Annotated in this window: 16 protein-coding genes and 1 tRNA gene; 12 read left to right on the top strand and 5 right to left on the bottom strand. The window is 69.5% G+C overall.

From position 1 onward, the window contains the following. From ACRDSQ_RS09960 to ACRDSQ_RS09920, 9 genes are all read left to right on the top strand, one after another. Positions 1–1215, top strand: a 1215-nt coding sequence (locus tag ACRDSQ_RS09960; RefSeq protein ID WP_431420561.1) for a DUF58 domain-containing protein, incomplete at its 5' end; no start/stop codon positions are given. Next, positions 1212–1748, top strand: a complete 537-nt coding sequence (locus tag ACRDSQ_RS09955) for a hypothetical protein (RefSeq protein WP_431420560.1) — start codon at positions 1212–1214, stop codon at positions 1746–1748. The genes ACRDSQ_RS09960 and ACRDSQ_RS09955, both read left to right, overlap by 4 nt. Before the next feature lie 65 nt (positions 1749–1813). Next, the gene (locus ACRDSQ_RS09950) at positions 1814–3139 is read left to right on the top strand and encodes an NAD(P)/FAD-dependent oxidoreductase (protein ID WP_431420559.1); all 1326 of its coding nucleotides are present in this window, start codon (positions 1814–1816) and stop codon (positions 3137–3139) included. A gap of 89 nt (positions 3140–3228) precedes the next feature. After that, a tRNA-Leu gene (locus tag ACRDSQ_RS09945) sits at positions 3229–3305 on the top strand. A gap of 188 nt (positions 3306–3493) precedes the next feature. Then, on the top strand, positions 3494–4246 hold the full coding sequence (locus ACRDSQ_RS09940) for a MerR family transcriptional regulator (protein WP_431420558.1): 753 nt from the start codon (positions 3494–3496) through the stop codon (positions 4244–4246). Between the two features lie 118 nt (positions 4247–4364). Further along, complete coding sequence (locus tag ACRDSQ_RS09935) at positions 4365–6149, top strand: SDR family oxidoreductase (protein ID WP_431420557.1); 1785 nt, start codon at positions 4365–4367, stop codon at positions 6147–6149. Beyond that, entirely contained in the window at positions 6149–7000 is an 852-nt protein-coding gene (locus ACRDSQ_RS09930) for a metal-dependent hydrolase (RefSeq protein ID WP_431420556.1), read from the top strand. The genes ACRDSQ_RS09935 and ACRDSQ_RS09930 overlap by 1 nt, the downstream gene beginning before the upstream one ends. Then, positions 7000–8022, top strand: a complete 1023-nt coding sequence (locus ACRDSQ_RS09925) for a PDR/VanB family oxidoreductase (RefSeq protein ID WP_431420555.1) — start codon at positions 7000–7002, stop codon at positions 8020–8022. Before ACRDSQ_RS09930 ends, ACRDSQ_RS09925 begins: the two co-directional genes overlap by 1 nt. A gap of 11 nt (positions 8023–8033) precedes the next feature. Further along, positions 8034–8846, top strand: coding sequence for an alpha/beta fold hydrolase (locus ACRDSQ_RS09920; RefSeq protein ID WP_431420554.1), 813 nt, complete (start codon positions 8034–8036; stop codon positions 8844–8846). Positions 8847–8903: 57 nt separating this feature from the next. Here the strand turns inward: ACRDSQ_RS09920 and ACRDSQ_RS09915 are convergent, their stop codons facing one another. From ACRDSQ_RS09915 to ACRDSQ_RS09895, 5 genes are all read right to left on the bottom strand, one after another. Further along, positions 8904–9854: an LPXTG cell wall anchor domain-containing protein gene (locus ACRDSQ_RS09915; RefSeq protein WP_431420553.1), complete on the bottom strand. Its 951-nt coding sequence runs from the start codon at positions 9852–9854 to the stop codon at positions 8904–8906. 359 nt (positions 9855–10213) lie between these two features. Further along, the gene (locus ACRDSQ_RS09910) at positions 10214–11116 is read right to left on the bottom strand and encodes a hypothetical protein (RefSeq protein ID WP_431420552.1); all 903 of its coding nucleotides are present in this window, start codon (positions 11114–11116) and stop codon (positions 10214–10216) included. 121 nt (positions 11117–11237) lie between these two features. Beyond that, complete coding sequence (locus tag ACRDSQ_RS09905) at positions 11238–13229, bottom strand: SDR family oxidoreductase (protein WP_431420551.1); 1992 nt, start codon at positions 13227–13229, stop codon at positions 11238–11240. 121 nt (positions 13230–13350) lie between these two features. Further along, the gene (locus tag ACRDSQ_RS09900; protein ID WP_431420550.1) at positions 13351–14316 is read right to left on the bottom strand and encodes an ATP-binding protein; all 966 of its coding nucleotides are present in this window, start codon (positions 14314–14316) and stop codon (positions 13351–13353) included. A 98-nt stretch (positions 14317–14414) separates the two neighbouring features. Next, positions 14415–15551 carry a polysaccharide deacetylase gene (locus ACRDSQ_RS09895; RefSeq protein WP_431420549.1) on the bottom strand — a complete coding sequence of 379 codons (1137 nt, stop codon included), beginning with the start codon at positions 15549–15551 and terminating at the stop codon, positions 14415–14417. Between the two features lie 415 nt (positions 15552–15966). Between ACRDSQ_RS09895 and ACRDSQ_RS09890 the strand changes: the two genes are divergently transcribed. The 3 genes from ACRDSQ_RS09890 (at position 15967) to ACRDSQ_RS09880 (ending at position 17539) form a co-directional block, all read left to right on the top strand. After that, positions 15967–16776: a Bax inhibitor-1/YccA family protein gene (locus ACRDSQ_RS09890; protein ID WP_431420548.1), complete on the top strand. Its 810-nt coding sequence runs from the start codon at positions 15967–15969 to the stop codon at positions 16774–16776. 95 nt (positions 16777–16871) lie between these two features. After that, positions 16872–17156: a hypothetical protein gene (locus ACRDSQ_RS09885; protein ID WP_431420547.1), complete on the top strand. Its 285-nt coding sequence runs from the start codon at positions 16872–16874 to the stop codon at positions 17154–17156. Beyond that, positions 17153–17539, top strand: coding sequence for a type II toxin-antitoxin system VapC family toxin (locus ACRDSQ_RS09880; protein ID WP_431420546.1), 387 nt, complete (start codon positions 17153–17155; stop codon positions 17537–17539). Before ACRDSQ_RS09885 ends, ACRDSQ_RS09880 begins: the two co-directional genes overlap by 4 nt. Positions 17540–17560: the final 21 nt, after the last annotated feature.

Raw genomic sequence — 17560 nt, 5'->3', positions numbered from 1 at the left:
GTCCTGCACCGGGTCGAGCTGGTGTTCCTCGGCGCTCCACTGCTGGTCAGCACGGTCCTGGCGCTGGCGGTGCCGGTCGGGGCGGCCCCGGTCCCGAGAGTCGGCAGGCTGCCCAGGACGGTCGAGGCGGGCGACGACGGCCTGCAGACGATCACGTTCCCGGCCGATCCGGCCGTGGAGTTCCTCGCCGTGCGGCTGCCGGTCCCCGACGGCGAGGGCATCGGGCCGGTCCACCTGGTCCCCGGGTCGGCCGAGTCGATCCGGGTCCGGCTGCGCTGGAACGCCTGGGGTGAGGGCGTCGACCTGCGACCGGACCACCTCGTCGCGAGCCGCGACGCGCTGCTGATCTCCGGGCCGGTCACCGGGCGGGAGAGCAGACGGACCGTGCTGCCCCCGGTCGTCCCGCTGCCGCCGGGACCGCTGCCGCCGCGTATCGCCGGGCTCGTCGGCGCCCACCGGTCGGCGAGACCCGGCGACGGCACCGAACTGCGCGCCGTGCGCCCGTTCCAGCCCGGCGACCGGGTCCGCCGCGTCGACTGGCGGGTCACGCTGCGCGCGGGCGCGGCGACCGGCGACGTGCTCGGGCCGGGAACGCTGCACGTGCGGGAGCGACACGCCGAGGCCGACGCCGAGCTGATGCTCGCCATCGACTCCCGGGTGGACGTGGTGCCCGAACTCGCCCGGTGGTCCGAGAGCGAGGACAGCGCGGTGCGCGCGGGCGGCACCCTCGACGCCTCCGTCCGCGCGGTCACCGCGCTCGCCGCGGGCTACCTGCGCCAAGGCGACCGGGTCGGCCTGATCGACCTGGGCAGGCCGCAGCTCGGCATCGCCCCCGGCGCCGGCCACCGCCAGCTGCTGCGCATCCGCCACCAGCTTGTCGCCTGCTCCCGCGCGGCGGGCTGGGCGCCGAAGCCGGTGCTGCGGGCCCGGCAGGTGCCTTCCGGGGCCGTCGTGCTCGTGCTGTCGCCGTTCCTGGACGACGCCATCGCCGACTGCGTGGCGCTCGCGGCGCGGCGCGGGGAGCTGGTGATCGCCGTCGACATGCTTCCCCCGAAGCTGATCGCCGACCCGGAGTCGCCATGGGGCGAGGTCGTTCGCCAGGTACTGGAGGGCGAGCACCGGGCCCGGCTGGCCGCCCTCAAGGCACGCGGTGTCGCGGTCGTGTCGTGCGGCGCCGTGGCCGCCACGCTGCGCCGGGTCAGGCGGCGGCGGTGATCATCGACCGCGGTGTCCCCGCGAGCAGGCTCCGCGCGGTCACCGCGCTGGTCTGCCTCGCCATCGGCGTGGACCTCGCCCTGCACGGCGCCGGGACCTTCACCGTCGCCGTGGCGGGCCTGCTGAGTGTCGCGTGTGTCCTTGTCCCGGCTTCGCCCGCGCCGATGCTGATGATCGGCCTCGCCGCCGCCGTGCTGACCAGCTCGGGCGTGGGCGCGTTCGGTCTCGGCGTGCTGGTCCTGATCCCGCTGGTGCACCTGCTCCACCTGTGCTGCGCGATCACCGCGGTGCTCCCGAAGGGGGCGCGGATAGCGCCGGCGGCATTCCGCGCGCCGTTACGCCGTTTCGCCGTCACCCAGCTATCCGTAACGATGATCGTTCTCATCGCGATGATTGTTCCCCAAGGTCGGACTCCGCCGATCTTGGAAGTCGCGGCATTACTCTCCATTGCGGGCATAGCACTCGCCGTGATTGTTCTTGACCGGTCCCGTCCGCCATCGCGAGATGAGTCACACCCTGCGGAAATGGCCTAGCGACCCCGGTCACATCACCGTAGGGGCGGCGCGCGAAGGACGGATTCCAGTGCGACTATTGAGCCATGGCGAACGGAAAGTCGGAGCCGACCCGAATCCTCATCCTGGGTGGCGGATATGTCGGGTTGTACACCGCGCTCGGGCTGCAGCGTCGGCTCCGTTCCGGTGAGGCGTCCGTGACGGTGATCGACCCGCAGCCGCACATGACCTATCAGCCGTTCCTCCCCGAGGCGGCAGCGGGCGCGATCGAGCCCCGCCACGTCGTCGTGCCGCTGCGCCGCGCGCTCAAGCGCTGCCACGTGATCACCGCCCGCGCCACGAAGATCGAGCACGCCCGCAAGGCCGTGACGATCGAGGCCGCCGACGGCCACATCGAGGAACTCGGCTACGACGTCCTCGTCGTCGCCCTGGGCTCGGTGGCCCGGCTGCTGCCGATCCCCGGCCTGGTGGAGCACGGCATCTCGTTCAAGACCATCGGCGAGGCCATCTACCTGCGCAACCATGTCATGACCAAGCTCGACGAGGCGGACAGCACGCTCGACCCCGAGCTGCGCAAGCGCCTGCTGACCTTCACCTTCGTCGGCGGCGGCTTCGCGGGCATCGAGGCGCTCGGCGAACTCGAGGACATGGCCCGCTTCGCCACCCAGTACTACCGCAACATCGAGCCGGACGACCTGCGGTTCGTGCTGGTCGAGGCCTCGGGCCGGGTGCTGCCGGAGGTTCGGGAGAGCCTCGGCGTCTACACCGTCATGCAGCTGGAGAAGCGCGGCATCGAGGTCTACCTCTCGACGCTGGCCAAGTCCTTCGAGGGCGGCCGGGTCGTGCTGTCGGACGGCACCGAGTTCGAAAGCGACACCATCGTCTGGACCGCGGGCGTCAAGTCCAACCCGGTCCTGGCTTCCTCGGACCTGCCGCTGACCAAGCAGGGCAGGCTCCGCGCCACCGCCGCGATGCGCGTGGAGGGCCTCTCCGACGCCTGGACGGCGGGCGACAACGCCGCCATCCCGGACCTGTCGCGCACCCAGGACGACCCGACCGCGATCTGCCCGCCGAATGCCCAGCACGCGGTCCGCCAGGCCCGCCTGCTGGCCAAGAACATCGTCAAGGCCCTGCGCGGCGGTGAGCCGAAGGAGTACTTCCACAAGAACATCGGCTCGGTCGCCAGCCTCGGCCTGCACAAGGGCGTCGGCGACGTGTTCAACATCAAGGCCAAGGGCTTCGTCGCCTGGGCGATGCACCGGCTCTACCACGTCAAGGCGATGCCGACGTTCAACCGGAAAGTCCGGATCACTTTGGACTGGTTAACTGGCGGACTCTTCCGGCGCGAGGTCATCTCGATGGGTCAAATCAACGATCCCAAGGCCGAGTTCGCAAGGGTTTCCCGCGGCTGACCGGCAAACGGCCCAAAGAGACTGGGCCAGCCGGGCGGAACTCGAAGAAACCGTTCCCGAGCTGTGTTATCGCGCCTTAGGCTGCGGCTGCCCCCGTAGCCCAACAGGCAGAGGCAGTCCCCTTAAAAGGGATGTAGTGCCGGTTCGAATCCGGTCGGGGGCACCAAGTACGTTCAGTCACCCGATGGCCACTTTCGGCATCGGGTGACTGTCTTTTGTGGACCTGAAGTCCGTTCCGCGGGGCGGATCTCCGGGCGTGCCGACTTGTTGGTCCTTTTCGAACAAGATCGACCGTTCGGCGGACAACCGACACGTCCACAGTGGATCGATCATCGGGCGACTAAGCTCTTCGCCGTGGCCGAGTATCGGATCGATGACCTGGCGAGGGCGGCAGGCACCTCGGTTCGCAACGTGCGCGTCTACCAGGACCGGGAGCTGCTGGCGCCGCCGATCCGGCGGGGGCGGACCGCCATCTACGGCGACGCCCACCTCTCCCGGCTGCGACTGATCCTCAACATGCTCGACCGCGGCTACGCGTTCGCCCAGATCAAGGAGATGCTCGACGCCTGGCAGTCCGGGCACAGCCTCGCTGACGTGCTCGGACTCGAGCAGGCGACGGGTGCGGCGTGGTCGCAGGAGCAGCCCGCGGTGGTCCCGATGAACGAGCTGGTGCGGATGTTCGGCACCCAGCTGACCCCGGCGAACATCCGCCGCGCGCTCGACCTCGGCGTGCTCGAACGCCGCGGCGCGCACTTCGTCGCGCCCAGCCCCAAGCTCCTCGACGCGGGGTACGAGCTGGTCAAACTCGACGTCCCGCTGTCGGAGGCCCTTGCGCTGGCCGCGGAGCTGCAGAAGGAGACCGACCGGGTCACGGCCATGCTCGTCGGGCTCGTGCGGAAGTACGTTCTCGACCCCAAGGGCGACGACTGGCTGCCCAGCGGGGACGAGCTTCCGCACTTCGCCGACGTCATTTCCCGGCTGCATCCACTGGTCATGTCGGCCCTCTCCGCCGCCGTCGACCGGTCGGCGCGACGGATGATTCCGCAGGTCATGGGGGATCGATTGATCGCGATGGCGGAGCGGCTACGGGCCGAACGCGGGGAGTAAGGGGCTGCTTGCTCTTGCAAGCTACCAATGACGGTTGTAACGTTCGTCATTGTCACTTAATGTCCCAGAAACCGGCTTGAGGCGTTGCCTTAGGCGGTGAAGACGCCGGGAGTCGCCCATGACCAGCGTTCCGCTCCGGTTCCCGGAGGAAGCCTCGCAGCTCGTGGTCCGCCGTCGAACCGTCCGCAGCGGCGAGGTCGACCTGGCCGTCTTCGAGCAGGGCGACCCCACGGACCCGACGATCCTGCTGGTCCACGGCTTCCCCGACACCCACCGGCTCTGGGACGGCGTCGCCGACCTGCTGGCCGAGAACTTCCACGTCGTGCGCTACGACGTGCGCGGCGCGGGCGACTCGACGGCCCCGCGTGATCGGTCCGGCTACCGCGCCGAGCTGCTCTCCGACGACGTCATCGCCGTCGCCGACGCGGTCAGCCCCCGCGAGCCCGTGCACCTCGTCGCCCACGACTGGGGCTCCATCCAGTGCTGGGAGCCGGTGACCGACCACGCCGTGTCGCACCGGATCAAGTCCTACACCTCGATCTCCGGGCCGAGCATGGACCACGTCGGGCACTGGATCCGGCAGCGGCTGCGCAAGCCCACGCCCGCGCACCTGCGCCAGCTCGCCGCCCAGCTGACCCACTCCTGGTACGTGTACCTGCACCAGATCCCGGTGCTGCCCGAGCTGCTGTGGCGCACGGTCATCGGGCCGAACTGGGCCAAGCTGCTGGAGAAGGTCGAAGGCATCCGGCACGCGCCGGGCCACCCCGTTCCGACCATCGGCGCCGACGCGGCCCGTGGGGTGCAGCTCTACCGGGTCAACATGATCAACCGGTTGCGCGCGCCGCGCAGGCGCACCGCGGACATGCCGGTGCAGATCCTCATCCCCACCCGCGACAAGTACGTCTCGCCAGGACTGGCCGAGGGCGTCGAGGAGTGGATCGGCAAGCTCTGGCGGCGCACGCTCGTCGCCGGGCACTGGGCGCCGGTGTCGCACCCGGACGCGGTCGCCCGGATGGTCGAGGAGTTCATCGACCACGTCGAGGGCAGGCCGATGACGCGCAGCCTGCAGCGGGCCAGGGGCGGCCCGGCCGAGGGGGAGTTCACCAACCAGCTCGTCGTCATCACCGGCGCGGGTCGCGGCATCGGGCAGGCCACCGCTCGGGCCTTCGCCCACCTGGGCGCCGAGGTCGTCGTCGCCGACCTCGACCTCGACGCCGCCCGGCAGACCGCCGCGTCGATCGGCCCCGCCGCGTACCCGTACCAGATGGATGTCGCCGACGAGGACGCCATGCGCCGCTTCGCCGACGACGTGGCCGCCGAGCACGGCGTGCCCGACATCGTGGTCAACAACGCGGGCATCGGCATGGCGGGCGCGTTCCTCGACACCACGACGGCCGACTGGCGGCGGGTGCTCGACGTCAACCTGCTCGGCGTGGTCCACGGCTGCCAGGTGTTCGGCGCGATGATGGCCGAGCACGGCGAGGGCGGGCACATCGTCAACCTCGCGTCGGCCGCCGCGTACACGCCCAGCCGGACCATGTCCGCCTACGCGACAAGCAAGGCCGCCGTGCTGATGCTGTCGGACTGCGTCCGCGCGGAACTGGCCGACAGCGGCATCGGCGTCAGCGCGATCTGTCCCGGCATCGTCGCCACCGACATCACCAACACGACCAAGTTCACCGGCGCCGACGACGTCGAGCAGCAGCGGCTGCGGCAGAAGGCCACCAAGGCCTACGCCCGCCGCGGGTTCGGCCCGGAGAAGGTCGCCGCCGACATCGTCGACGCCGTCCGCAGCGGCGCCGCGGTGGTGCCGGTGACCCCTGAAGCCAAGATCGCCCGGTTCGGCTCCCGATTCGCCCCCGGCCTCATGCGGGCCGCCGCCCGATGGGATGTGACGCGCTGATGGACGAGAACCTGGTCCTGCACCCCAGGAACGTGCGCTTCGACTGGTCGTCGGTCCCGCTGCACTGGGTGCCCGGCGAGCCGCTGACCAGCCACACGATCAACACCCTGCACATCGTGCTGCCCGAGGGCGAGCGCTGGTTCGTGGAGGTGTTCCGTGAGGCGCTGCCGCTGATCACCGACGATGAGCTGCGCGAGCAGGTCACCGGCTTCATCGGCCAGGAGGCCATGCACGCCGAGGCCCACCAGGGTGCGGCCGACCACCTCGCCGCCCAGGGGCTCGACCCGGCGCCGTTCGTCGCGCAGATCGAGTGGCTGTTCCGCAAGCTGCTCGGCGACCGTGACCTGACCGGCGCGGCGAAGCACCAGTGGCTGCTGGAACGGCTGTCCGTCATCGCCGCGATCGAGCATTTCACCGCGGTTCTCGGCCAGTGGATCCTGAACTCCACGCCGCTGGACAAGGCGGGCGCCGACCCGACCATGCTCGACCTGCTGCGCTGGCACGGCGCCGAGGAAGTCGAGCACCGCGCCGTCGCCTTCGACCTCTATATGCACCTGGACGGTCGCTACCTGCGCCGCATCCGCACGATGATCGCCGTCGCGCCGGTGTTGGGGTGGCTGTTCGTGCGGTCGGCGCGCTGGCTCATGGCCAACGACCCGCTCAAGCCCGGCCGCGCCCGCTGGCGTGACTACTTCAGCGCCGCGCGTCACGGACTGCTGCCTCGGCTGGGGGAACTGCTGCCCGCGATCTGGCGTTACCTGCCGCGCAGTTACCACCCGCGCAACGAGGGTTCGACCGACCAGGCCGTCGCATACCTGGCGCGGTCCCCGGCGGCGAAGGCGGCGAGCTGATGCGGCCGCCTCCCGATCTGTACGGCCGTCCCCGTGCTGACCGCCTGTTCAGCGCGCTCGCGCCGGTGGTCGCCGGGTACCAGCGGCTCAGCGAACTCAGCTCGCGCCGCCAGCCCGACGTCCGGCCGGTCGACCGCGATCTGACGCTGGTCGTTCGGTCGGTCGTCGCCGAGGCCGACGGCGTGGTGTCGCTGTGGCTCACCGACCCGACCGGCAACCTGTTGCCGCGCTGGCGGCCGGGCAGCCACCTCGACGTCACCCTGCCTTCGGGCACCCGCAGGCAGTACTCGCTCTGCGGCGACCCCGCCGACCCGACGGTATATCGCATCGCGGTTCGGTTAGTCGGCAGCGGATCCGCGGAGATGCACGCGGGCACCGCGGGCAGCACGCTCACGGTTCGTGGGCCGCGCAACGCTTTCCCGTTCGTCGACCGGGGGCCGTACCTGTTCATCGCGGGCGGCATCGGCATCACGCCGATCCTGCCGATGGTGCGCATGTGCGCGCGGCGCGGCGTCGACTGGCGGCTTGTCTACACGGGGCGGACACGGGAATCGATGCCGTTCCTGGACGAGCTTTCCGCGCTCCCCACGACGGACCGGGTGCGTGTGGTGCCCGACGATGGTGTTCCCGACATCGCCGAGCTGCTCGCCGACGCGCCCAGCGGTGCGTCGCTGTACTGCTGCGGTCCGACGCCGATGATCGACGCCGTCCGTCGCGAGTGGACTGGACCGCTGCACTTCGAGCGGTTCTCCCCGCCGCCGGTCGTTGGTGGCAAGCCGTTCGAGTTGCAGCTCGGCGCGGAGGGTCCCGTCGTGCCGGTTGCCGCCGACGAGTCGGCGCTCGAGGCGCTGCGGCGGGCTCGGCCTGGTGCGGCTTATTCGTGCAGGCAGGGCTTTTGCGGAACGTGCCGGGTCCGCGTGATCGACGGCGAGGTCGAGCACCACGGCGGTGCGGTGGCCGACGGCTCGATGCTGGTGTGTGTCTCCCGGGCGGCGGGCGACCGCCTCGTCCTGGACGTGTGAGAGGAAGCGTGATGGCTCCGAAGATCGAGGTCAGCTACGAGCGGCGCGGCCAGGGTGACCCGGTGGTCCTGCTGCACGGCATCGGACACCGTTGGCAGGCTTGGGAACCCGTCCTCGACCGGCTCGCCGAGCGGCACGACGTGATCGCGCTGGACCTGCCCGGTTTCGGCGCGTCCCCGATGCCGTCCGGGGTGTTCTACAACGTCGACGGCGCCATCGACATGCTCACCGAGGTGTTCAACGACCTTGGTGTGCCCAAACCGCACCTGGCGGGGAACTCCCTGGGCGGCATGCTGTCGCTGGAGATCGCCTCCCGCGGCCTGGCCCGCTCGGTGACCGCGTTCGCCCCCGCGGGCTTCTGGACGCCGCGCGACCGGGCTTGGGCGGTCCGCGTCCTCAGCGCGCTGCGCGCGTCCGGCCGAACGCCGCACTCGGTGCGGGACAGGCTGTTCCAGCGCAAGGCGGTGCGGATCCTGGGTGGCAGCATCCTGTTCGGCCGCCCGTCGGCGATCAGCGCCGAGGTGATGCTGGCCGACATGGACGCGATGGTCGCCTGCGAGGGCTTCGACGCGGTGATCAACAGCGGCGCCTCGGACTACGTCTTCAACGCGCCGCCGCCCACCGTGCCGGTCACGGTGGCCTGGGGATCGCGCGACCGCGTGTTGTGGCCCCGCCAGGCCAAGCGCGCCGCCGAACTGCTGCCCGCGGCCCAGCATGTGTCGCTCGTGGGCTGCGGCCACGTGCCGATGAGCGACGACCCCCACCGGGTCGCCCAGCTCATCCTGGAGACCTGCCGGGCGGCGGCGGTCGACGCCGCCGCCTGATCACGAACACAAAGAAGGCCCCAGGCGTTCGCCCGGGGCCTTCTTTGTGAGTGGCTATCAGCCCTGCATGCCGCGCTTGCGGCGGACCATCCACACGGCACCCGCGCCACCGGCGACGAGGACGAATCCACCGATCGCCAGCGGGATCACGGCGTTCACGCCGGTCTGCGCGAGGTTGTCGGTGTTGGCGACCGGGGTGACACCGCTGCCGTCACCCGGGACGGCCGAAGCCGAGGTGGTGGTGGAGGCGGGCGGCCACACGGCCGACGAAGTCGGGCTCGGCGTCGCGGTGACGCTGCCACCGGGGGTGGACGACGGCGGCGTGCTCGGCGTGGTGCCGGGGCCGCCGGTGCCGGGCTCGGTCACGACGGTGCCCGGGCCGGTGCACTTGGCCTGCGACAAGATGACCTCGGCCTGCGCGAGGTCGCCGACCTTGATGCCCGCGACATCGCCGCCGACGCTGACCCGCAGCGCGTTCACGGTCAGCGTGTTGCCGGAAGCGACCTTCTCGTTGATGTGGACGGTGATCGCGTCGGTCACCGAGATCTTGCCGGTCAGCGCGATGTCGATCTTCTGGCCGTGCACCCACACGTCGACGAGCTTGGAGTCGCCGGTGACGGTCTTGCCGTCGGACACGCAGGTGGAGGTGACGAGCTTGGCCTTGACCAGGCCGAGGATGTCCACGTCGGCGATGCTCGCGGAGCTGGTGAGGACACCGGCCTTGAGCTCGGACGCCGCGTTGAGCAGCTTGGCGTGTCCGGCACCAGGAAGGATCTTGTTACCGTCGATCTTGACGACCGACTTGTCCTGCCCGGCCGGGTACGCGGCCTTGGGCAGCGGGCCGACGTTGACGGCGAGCGCGTTGAGCAACTTGGCGTTGACGGAGACCGCGAAGGCGCTGCCGGTCTGGCTCTCCGCGGCGAACGCCGCGGGGGCGGCGAGCGCGGCGGCCAGCGTGGCGGTGCCTGCCAGGCCGCAGGCGAAGGCGAGCGAACGAGTACGACGCACGGATGGCTCCAGATTGGTAATGCGCAAGATGGGTTCTTGGGGGGATGTCAGAATCTCGGTCCCGAGGCTGGAGCGCAAGGTCTTCCTGGTCACTGAAACGCTTGTCTGGTAACGGTTTCGACACTTGGTGGGCTGGTAAGCAGAAATGCGACAGTCCATTGTGGATGCATTTGTGGGGCATAACAAAATCGTGCCGTGCGGTGGGGGTGATGTGACGAGGGCGGGCTTGTCACCGAGCTTCATTAACTTGCCGCGGGCTTGCTGTGGCGCCTGTATGGCGAACCACCCAAACAGGCAGGAGGGGTTCGACCGATGTCCCGCTCGGGTATGCGTCCGCGCCGAGTCCTAAACCACGTTCTTTATCGCGCGGGGGAGTGGTTGCGCTGGTTCGGGGTGGGGCGCTGCATCGGGTGCGTCGTGGCCGCGTTGGGCTGCGGGTCCGGCATCAGCTCTGCCTCCGCCCCCACGGGCTCCAGCAGCTTCGTGCTCTGCGTCAGCAGGTCGTGGGTGCCGCGCAGCTTGCCCGCGACCTGTTCCCGCAGGGCGGTGAGGCGCTCGACCTGACTGGTGGCCGTGGCGATGCGCTTGGCGGCTTCGTCGGTGGCGTCCTGGACGCGCTTGCGGGCCTCATCGGTGCTCGCCTTGCGGGCGGCTTCGATCTCACGCCGCAGTTCTTCGCGCTTGGCGGACATCTCCTGCTCGAACTGCTGCTCGATCCGCTGGCGTTCGCGTTCGGTCTGGTCGTCGATCTCTTTGGTGCGGGCCTCCGCGGCCGTGGTCATCGCCTCGACCTTGGCGCGGGCCTTGGCCATGATCGATTCGTGTTCGGCGTGGATCTCGGCGTGCTGGCGGTCGAGGTCGGCGAGCAGGTTGCGGTAGCGCTCCTGCAGCGCGGAGGACGCTTCCTCGGCGGCCGACCACGCGGTGTCGGCCGCGGCCTGTGCACGGGTGGTGATCTCCGAGGCCTGCGTCTTCGCCAAGTGCAGCGCGCGGGCCGAGCGCTCGGTGGCGTTCGGGGCCGACGCGGCTGCGGCAGCCGTGCCGATCTTGTCGAGCCGCTCGGTCAGCGCGGCGATGTCGCGGCGGGCGGCTTCGAGCTGGGCGGCGAGGTCGGCCGCCTTCGCCCGGGCGTCGTCGCGTTCGGCGGCGAGCCGCAGTGACTCCGATTCGGACTTCTCCACGAACTGCTTGACCTGGTTGCGGTCGAAGCCATGCCGCGCCACGGTGAAGCCGGCGGGGTCACCATCCTGGAGAGCTGCCATACCCGCGACGGTACCGTTGCTCACCCAAACGGCAACACGACGGCCACGCGATGGGATGAATCCTCACCCAACCGTGTCCGAACGCTGCACTCGGCTAGGTCCTGCACGGCTGGATCCGTGATCACCAGTGGAACCCCTTGGTGAGCCGGGCCAGCGCGGTCGCCGCCGCGGTGAGGTTCCGCTCGCCCTTGCCGATCTTTATCCCGCCCGACCCGCCCGCCGCCGCGGAGTCCGGGAAGATGCGGTAACCCTGGTACGCCACGGCATCGACGAACCCGGGCGCGATCGCGTAGGCGGTCTGGATCATGAATCCGGCCGGGGTCCCGATGTGCTTGGGCCGGTTGAGCAGCGCGTCCATCACCATGTCCGCGGCCTGTTCCGGCGACTTCGTGGGAAAAGCGTCGTAAATCTTCGTCGGGCGGATCATCGGCGTGCGCACCAGCGGCATGTGCACGGTCGTGAAGGTGATGCCCGCGCCGTGGGTCTCGGTGGCGACGATCTTGCTGAAGTAGTCCAGCGCCGCCTTCGACGCCACATACGCCGAGAACCTGGGCGCGATGCCCTGCACGCCGATCGACGACACGTTCACGATGTGCCCGAAGCGCCGCTCGGTCATGTGCGGCAGCAGGGCCAGGATCAGCCGCACCGCGCCGAAGTAGTTGATCGCCATGGCGCGCTCGTAGTCGTGGATGCGGTCATAGGACAACCGCACCGCGCGGCGGATCGAGCGGCCCGCGTTGTTGACGAGCATGTCCACGCCCGGCTGCTCGGCCAGCATCCGCGACACGGTCTTCGCGACGGACTCGTCGTCGGTGAGGTCGCACGGGTAGACGTGGGAATGCCCGCCCGCGGCGGCGATCTCCGCGCGCACCTCCTCCAGTTCCGCCTCACGCCGGGCCACCAGCAGCGGCACCCCGCCCGCCGCGGCGACCTTGAGCGCGGTCGCCCGCCCGATGCCCGACGACGCGCCGGTGATCACCACGCGGCGGCCGTCGAGGCGGCCGCCGTGGCCTTCGCGCCGGGCGCGCAGCGGGTCGAGGTGCTCACGCCAGTGGCGCCAGAGGACGTCGGCGTACGCGGCCAGCTTCGGGACCTCGATGCCGCTGCCCGCCAGTGCGGCTCGGGTCTTCTTGGCCTCGAAGCGCGGTTCGAAGGTCAGGGTCGTGAGCAGCACCGGCGGGATGCCCAGCCGGTCGAGGACCGCGTCGCGCGCGAGGGACACGCCGGGCACGTTCTCGGCGAACTTGACCAAGCCGAGCAGCGGCGTGCTGAGCCGCCGGTTGAGCGTGGCCGCGGCCCGCGGAGCGCCCGCGGCCTTGGCGAAGGCGTTGTAGACCTCCTTGACCGATTGCGGTTCCGGGGAGACCAGATGGAACGTGCGGCTGTCGAGCCCCGGCTGGTTCACCAGGTACGCCATGGCTTTGGCGACGTAGTCGACCGGGACGATGTTGGTGTCGCCGATGTCGGGGAGCACCACCGGCACGTGCGGCACGGAGTCCAACCGCGACAGTGCGGAGAAGAAGTAGTACGGGCCGTCGATCTTGTCCATCTCGCCGGTGGTCGAGTCGCCCACGACGATCGCGGGCCGGTACACCCGCCACGGCACCTGGGTCTGCGTGCGCACCAGGCGTTCGGACTCGAACTTGGTCCGGTGGTAGGCGGTGACCAGGCGCTGGCCCGCGTCGAACATGTCCTCGGTGAACCGGCCGCGGTAGTCGCCCGCGACCGCGACGGACGACACATGGTGCAGGCAGCCCGCGTTCAGCTCGGCCGCCAGGTCGATCACGTGCCGGGTGCCGTCGACGTTGGCGATCACGCTCGCCTCGTCGTCGGCGGTCACGTCGTAGAGGGCGGCAAGGTGCACCACGTGGTCGACGCCGGCGAGGGCGAGGGCGTCACTTTCGGTGATCCCGAGGCGGGGCTGGGACACGTCGCCCACGACCGTGCGAACGCGGTCGGCCGCGGGCCAGCCGCGCGTCGCCCGCTCCAGCCGCTCCCGCGATTGCTCACGGACCAACAACCAGACCTGATCGACATCGTCGCGGGTGAGTAGTTCCCGCACGAAGTGCCTGCCGATGAGCCCCGTCGCCCCCGTCACCAGATAGGTCGCCATGGTCGTCCTCTCCGTGGTCCTCGGCTCCGAGCATGTCACTGTCCGTCGTGGATGCTAACGACAGTGGGCCCGCCGTCGATACGGCGGACCCACTGTGTGGACAAACTCAGGGTGGACAGACTCAGGCGAAGAGCGCGACCGGTCCGGGGACGAACTCGGGGTCGACCTGGTCGGCGAGATCGCGGCCGGAACGGGAGTCGCCCCAGGCGCGCGTGTTGCGCACGTGGAACTCGACGGCCTGGCGCTGGTAGGTCGGCCAGTCCTTCTCGACGCCGTCGACGAGTTCGCGCATCGCCCGCAGCGCGTCGCGGTTCTCCGGCTCCAGGGCGTCGATCGGGCGGACCTCGCCGCGCTCGGCCGCGCGCACGTGCGCGGAGCGGCCGACCCAGGTGAGCAGGTCCGCGCCGACCTGCTCGCGCAGGAAGGCGAGGTCGTCGGCGTCGGAGACCTTGTTGCCCACCACGGCGACCTTCACGCCGAAGTCGCGCGCGTAGTCGAGGTACTGCCGGTAGACGCCCACGCTACGCACGGTCGGCTCGCACACCAGGAACGTGACGTCGAAGCGGGTGAACAGGCCGGAGGCGAACGAGTCGGCGCCCGCGGTCATGTCGACCACCGCGTACTCGTCGGCGCCGTCGATCATGTGGTTGAGGAGCAGCTCGACCGCGCCGACCTTCGAGTGGTAGCAGGCGACGCCGAGGTCGGCGGCGGCGAACGGGCCCGCGACGCCGACGCGGATGCCCTCGACCTCGCGGACGTAGTCGCGGTAGAGCGGGCTGTCCTCGTCGACGCGGACCAGCCGGGAGCCGCGCCCGGGCGGGGTCGTCTTGACCATGTCCTCGGCGGAGAGGATCCGCGGGTTGTCGCCGCGCAGGTAGTCCTTGATCTGCGGCAGGTGTTCGCCGAGGGTCGGGATCGCCCGGGCCTGCTCGTCGGTGGCGCCCAGCGCGGCGGCCAGGTGCTGGTTGATGTCGGCGTCGAGCGCGAGCACCGCGGGTGCGGGCCGCTCGGCGGCGAGGTGGCGCAGGAACAGCGAGGCGAGCGTGGTCTTGCCGCTGCCGCCCTTGCCGACGAACGCGATCTTCACGGGAGGTCTCCAGGCATGGGGGATACCTACCAAGTGATATCGGTTTTCATTATCCCTGGCAAGTCGGAGACTTTCCCATCACCGTTTCGTGCGCGGGCTCAGTTCGGCTCGGCGATCTGCGCGTTCGGCATCGACCGGTACTTGTCGAGCACGGCCGGGTCCTGCAGCTTCATCCAGTCGATGACCTCGGTGTACGTCGCGCACACCGTCTCCGGCTTCGCGCAGACCCCGCCCATGAACTGCTCGACGGCGGTCATGAACCCGCCCCCCGACCACGAGTTGAAGTGGTTGCCGACGACCAGCGGCGCGCGGTTGCCGTCGAAGGCGGCCTGGTAGGCGCCCATGTAGGTGTCGAACGCGACCTTGCTGAACTCCGCGGCGCGCGCGGGCTCGTCCTTGGCGCGGTTGAGGATGTACCAGAGGTTGTAGTCCATGAGGATCGTCTTGCGGTACCCGACGCCCGGCACCTTGACCGTCGGCATCGCGAACTCCCAGACCCCGCTCTGCATCGTCGGCCACGCGAGGCCGTCGCTGACCTGGCTGGAGTCGTACGTCATCCCCAGGGCGCCCAGGGTCGGCATCAGCTCGTCGAACTTGCCTTCGAGGCAGGGGGTGCGGCCGCCGTCGATCGTGTCCGGGTCGACCTTGAGGCCCTTGGCGCGGGCGTCGTCGACGAACTTGAAGAACTGGGCGAGTTCGTCGTTCCACTGCGCGGCGTTCCACCGGCCGCCGCTGGGCTCGCTGCCGCGGCAGAAGTGGCCGTTGTAGTGCGTGCCGATCTCGTGGCCCCGGCCGATGGCCTCGTTAAGGTCCGCGATGAGCGTCTTGACGTCGTCCTCGCTCCCGCCGAATCCGATCGATGCCTTGCCCGGTTTGTGTCCCGGGCCGGTGTATTCGGTGCGACGGCCGTCGTTGAGCAGGTAAATGCCCGAGAGGAATCCCGAGAAATGGGCGTCGACGCCGTCGGCGATCTTCATCATCTTCTGCCAATGGTCATGCGACCCGGCGCCGTCGAACGAGAAGATGACGAATTGGGGAGGCTTCTCGCCCGGCTTGAGTTTGCGCTGCCACTGCGGGGGCGCGGCCTCCGACGGGCTCGTCTGCGGCACTGGGCTGCCGTTCAGCGTCCTCGCCGAGCCCTGGGGGCGGGCGGTCCCGATCACGAGCAAGATCACAAAGCTGATCATCAGTGCGATGCCGAGCCCGACGACTTCCCAGCGTCTGCGCGTTTTCATCGGACTCCCCAAGGGCTCGCGGCGGCTTGTTCCTCCCGTACCTGAAGACGCGCATGCACAAATGCGGTTGCCCCACGGCAATTTCCCGGGCTGCCATTTTTCTTGAGCGACACGGAGCCTGGTTGCTGCTCGCGGGAGACGCAATCCGCCTGAAGGGCGACTTCGGAAAGCGGACTTGGTCACCGGAGAGTCTCGATTTGGCGGGCACGGCCGCCTCGAAAGTGGTTTCCGCCCACGACCGGGTGGCGGCCTGGTTACTCTGGGCGCGCCCGTGGCGGAGGTCGCCACGGGCGCGCGGGTTCAGGTCCCCAAGCAGGCGCCGGTGGGTAAAGTAGGTTTTACCCAGCCGGGAACCGGTCGGCCAGGTCGATCGTTGAACCCCGTGAAGGCGCCATTCAGGCCCAGGAGGATCAAGGTGCGTTCTACGAGCAACCCCGCGTTCCGTAACCTGCCCGTGGGCGGGTACGGGCCGCAAGCGGGCTTCCAGCCACAGGCCCAGGGCTACCCGGGCCAGCCCCCGTACGGCGGCTATGAGGCGCCGCCGACCACCGGCGACCGCCCGATGACGGTCGACGACGTCGTCACCAAGACCGCGACGACCATCGCCGTGGCGCTGGCGACCGGCATCATCACCGCGATCGCGGTCCTCGGCGGTGCGATCAGCCCGTGGCCGCCGATGATCGGTGGTCTCATCGTCGGTCTGATCCTGTCGCTTGTCATCATCTTCAAGAAGACCCCGAACGCCGGGCTGGTGCTGGCGTACTCGGCGGCTGAAGGTGTGTTCCTCGGCGCGATCACGGGTGTGTTCAACGCCCTGGTGCCCGGCATCGCCCTGCAGGCGATCCTCGGTACGGCGCTGGTGTTCATCACGATGCTGGTCGTCTACAAGACCGGCGCCGTCAAGGTCACCCCGAAGCTCACCAAGTGGATCATCGGCGCCACCATCGGCGCCGCGGGTCTGATGCTGGTCAACCTGCTGCTGTCGTTCATGGGTGTCGACATGGGCATCCGCGGCAACGGCCCGCTGGCCATCGGCATCAGCCTGCTGTTCATCGGCATCGCGGCGTTCAACTTCCTGCTCGACTTCGACATGGCGGACCAGATGATCCGCAGCGGCACCCCGTCGAAGTGGGCCTGGTACGTCGCGTTCGGCCTGATGACCACGCTGGTCTGGCTGTACCTGGAGATCCTGCGCCTGCTGTACATGCTGAACTCCAGCGACTGATCCAGACAGACGAAAGGGGCGCCCGGCCTTGAGTCGGGCGCCCCTTTCGTGTTGGATGCGCAGTGATTAATAGAAGTTCTGCTAGAGTAGTTCCCATGGCTGAGGAAACGGTCCCGGGTGGGGGTCCGACCACCGTTGTCTCCGTGTCGATGCACGCGGGCACCATCGCCGCGGTTCGTGGGCGGACGGGTAAACGCGGCGTATCCGCCTACATCGAGGCTGCCGTGCAGCGGCAAATCGAACGAGACAACCTCGACGAACTCATCGCCGCCGCTGAGGCTGAGCACGGCCCCATCGCCGAGGAGCAGATCGCGGACAAGCGCAAGATCATCGCCCAGGCGCGCGAACAGCATCGAGCGGGCAAGGGCAGCGCGGCGTGACGCTGGTGCTCGACAGTGAAGGACTCGCCAAGGCGGTGCTGCGAGATCTGGAGGTGTCGCACTGGCTCGCGGCCGCGCGGTCAGAGGATGAGCGTGTGATCACGAGCGCGGCGACACTGGTGGAAGTCATCCACCCGCGAATCAACCGGCGCGCGTTCGATTGGGCGATCTCGCGGGTCTCTGTCGAACCCGTTACACCAGAGATCGCACGGCTGGCATGTGACCTTCTTGAACGGGTGGGCAAGCACGGGCACAAGTACGCCATTGACGCGATCCTCGCGGCCACCGCATTGTCCGCGCCGGGGCGGTCCGTCGTGCTCACCTCGGATCCCGAGGACATGACGATGCTGTGCGGCAACGACGTCACTGTCGTCAAAGTGTGAAAAGGGCGCCCGGCCGTGCCG

The sequence above is a fragment of the Actinokineospora sp. genome (assembly GCF_050699995.1).
Taxonomy (GTDB): domain Bacteria; phylum Actinomycetota; class Actinomycetes; order Mycobacteriales; family Pseudonocardiaceae; genus Actinokineospora.
The sequence above is the reverse complement of the archived record's forward strand: the minus strand, read 5'-3'. Positions and strand labels throughout refer to the sequence as shown.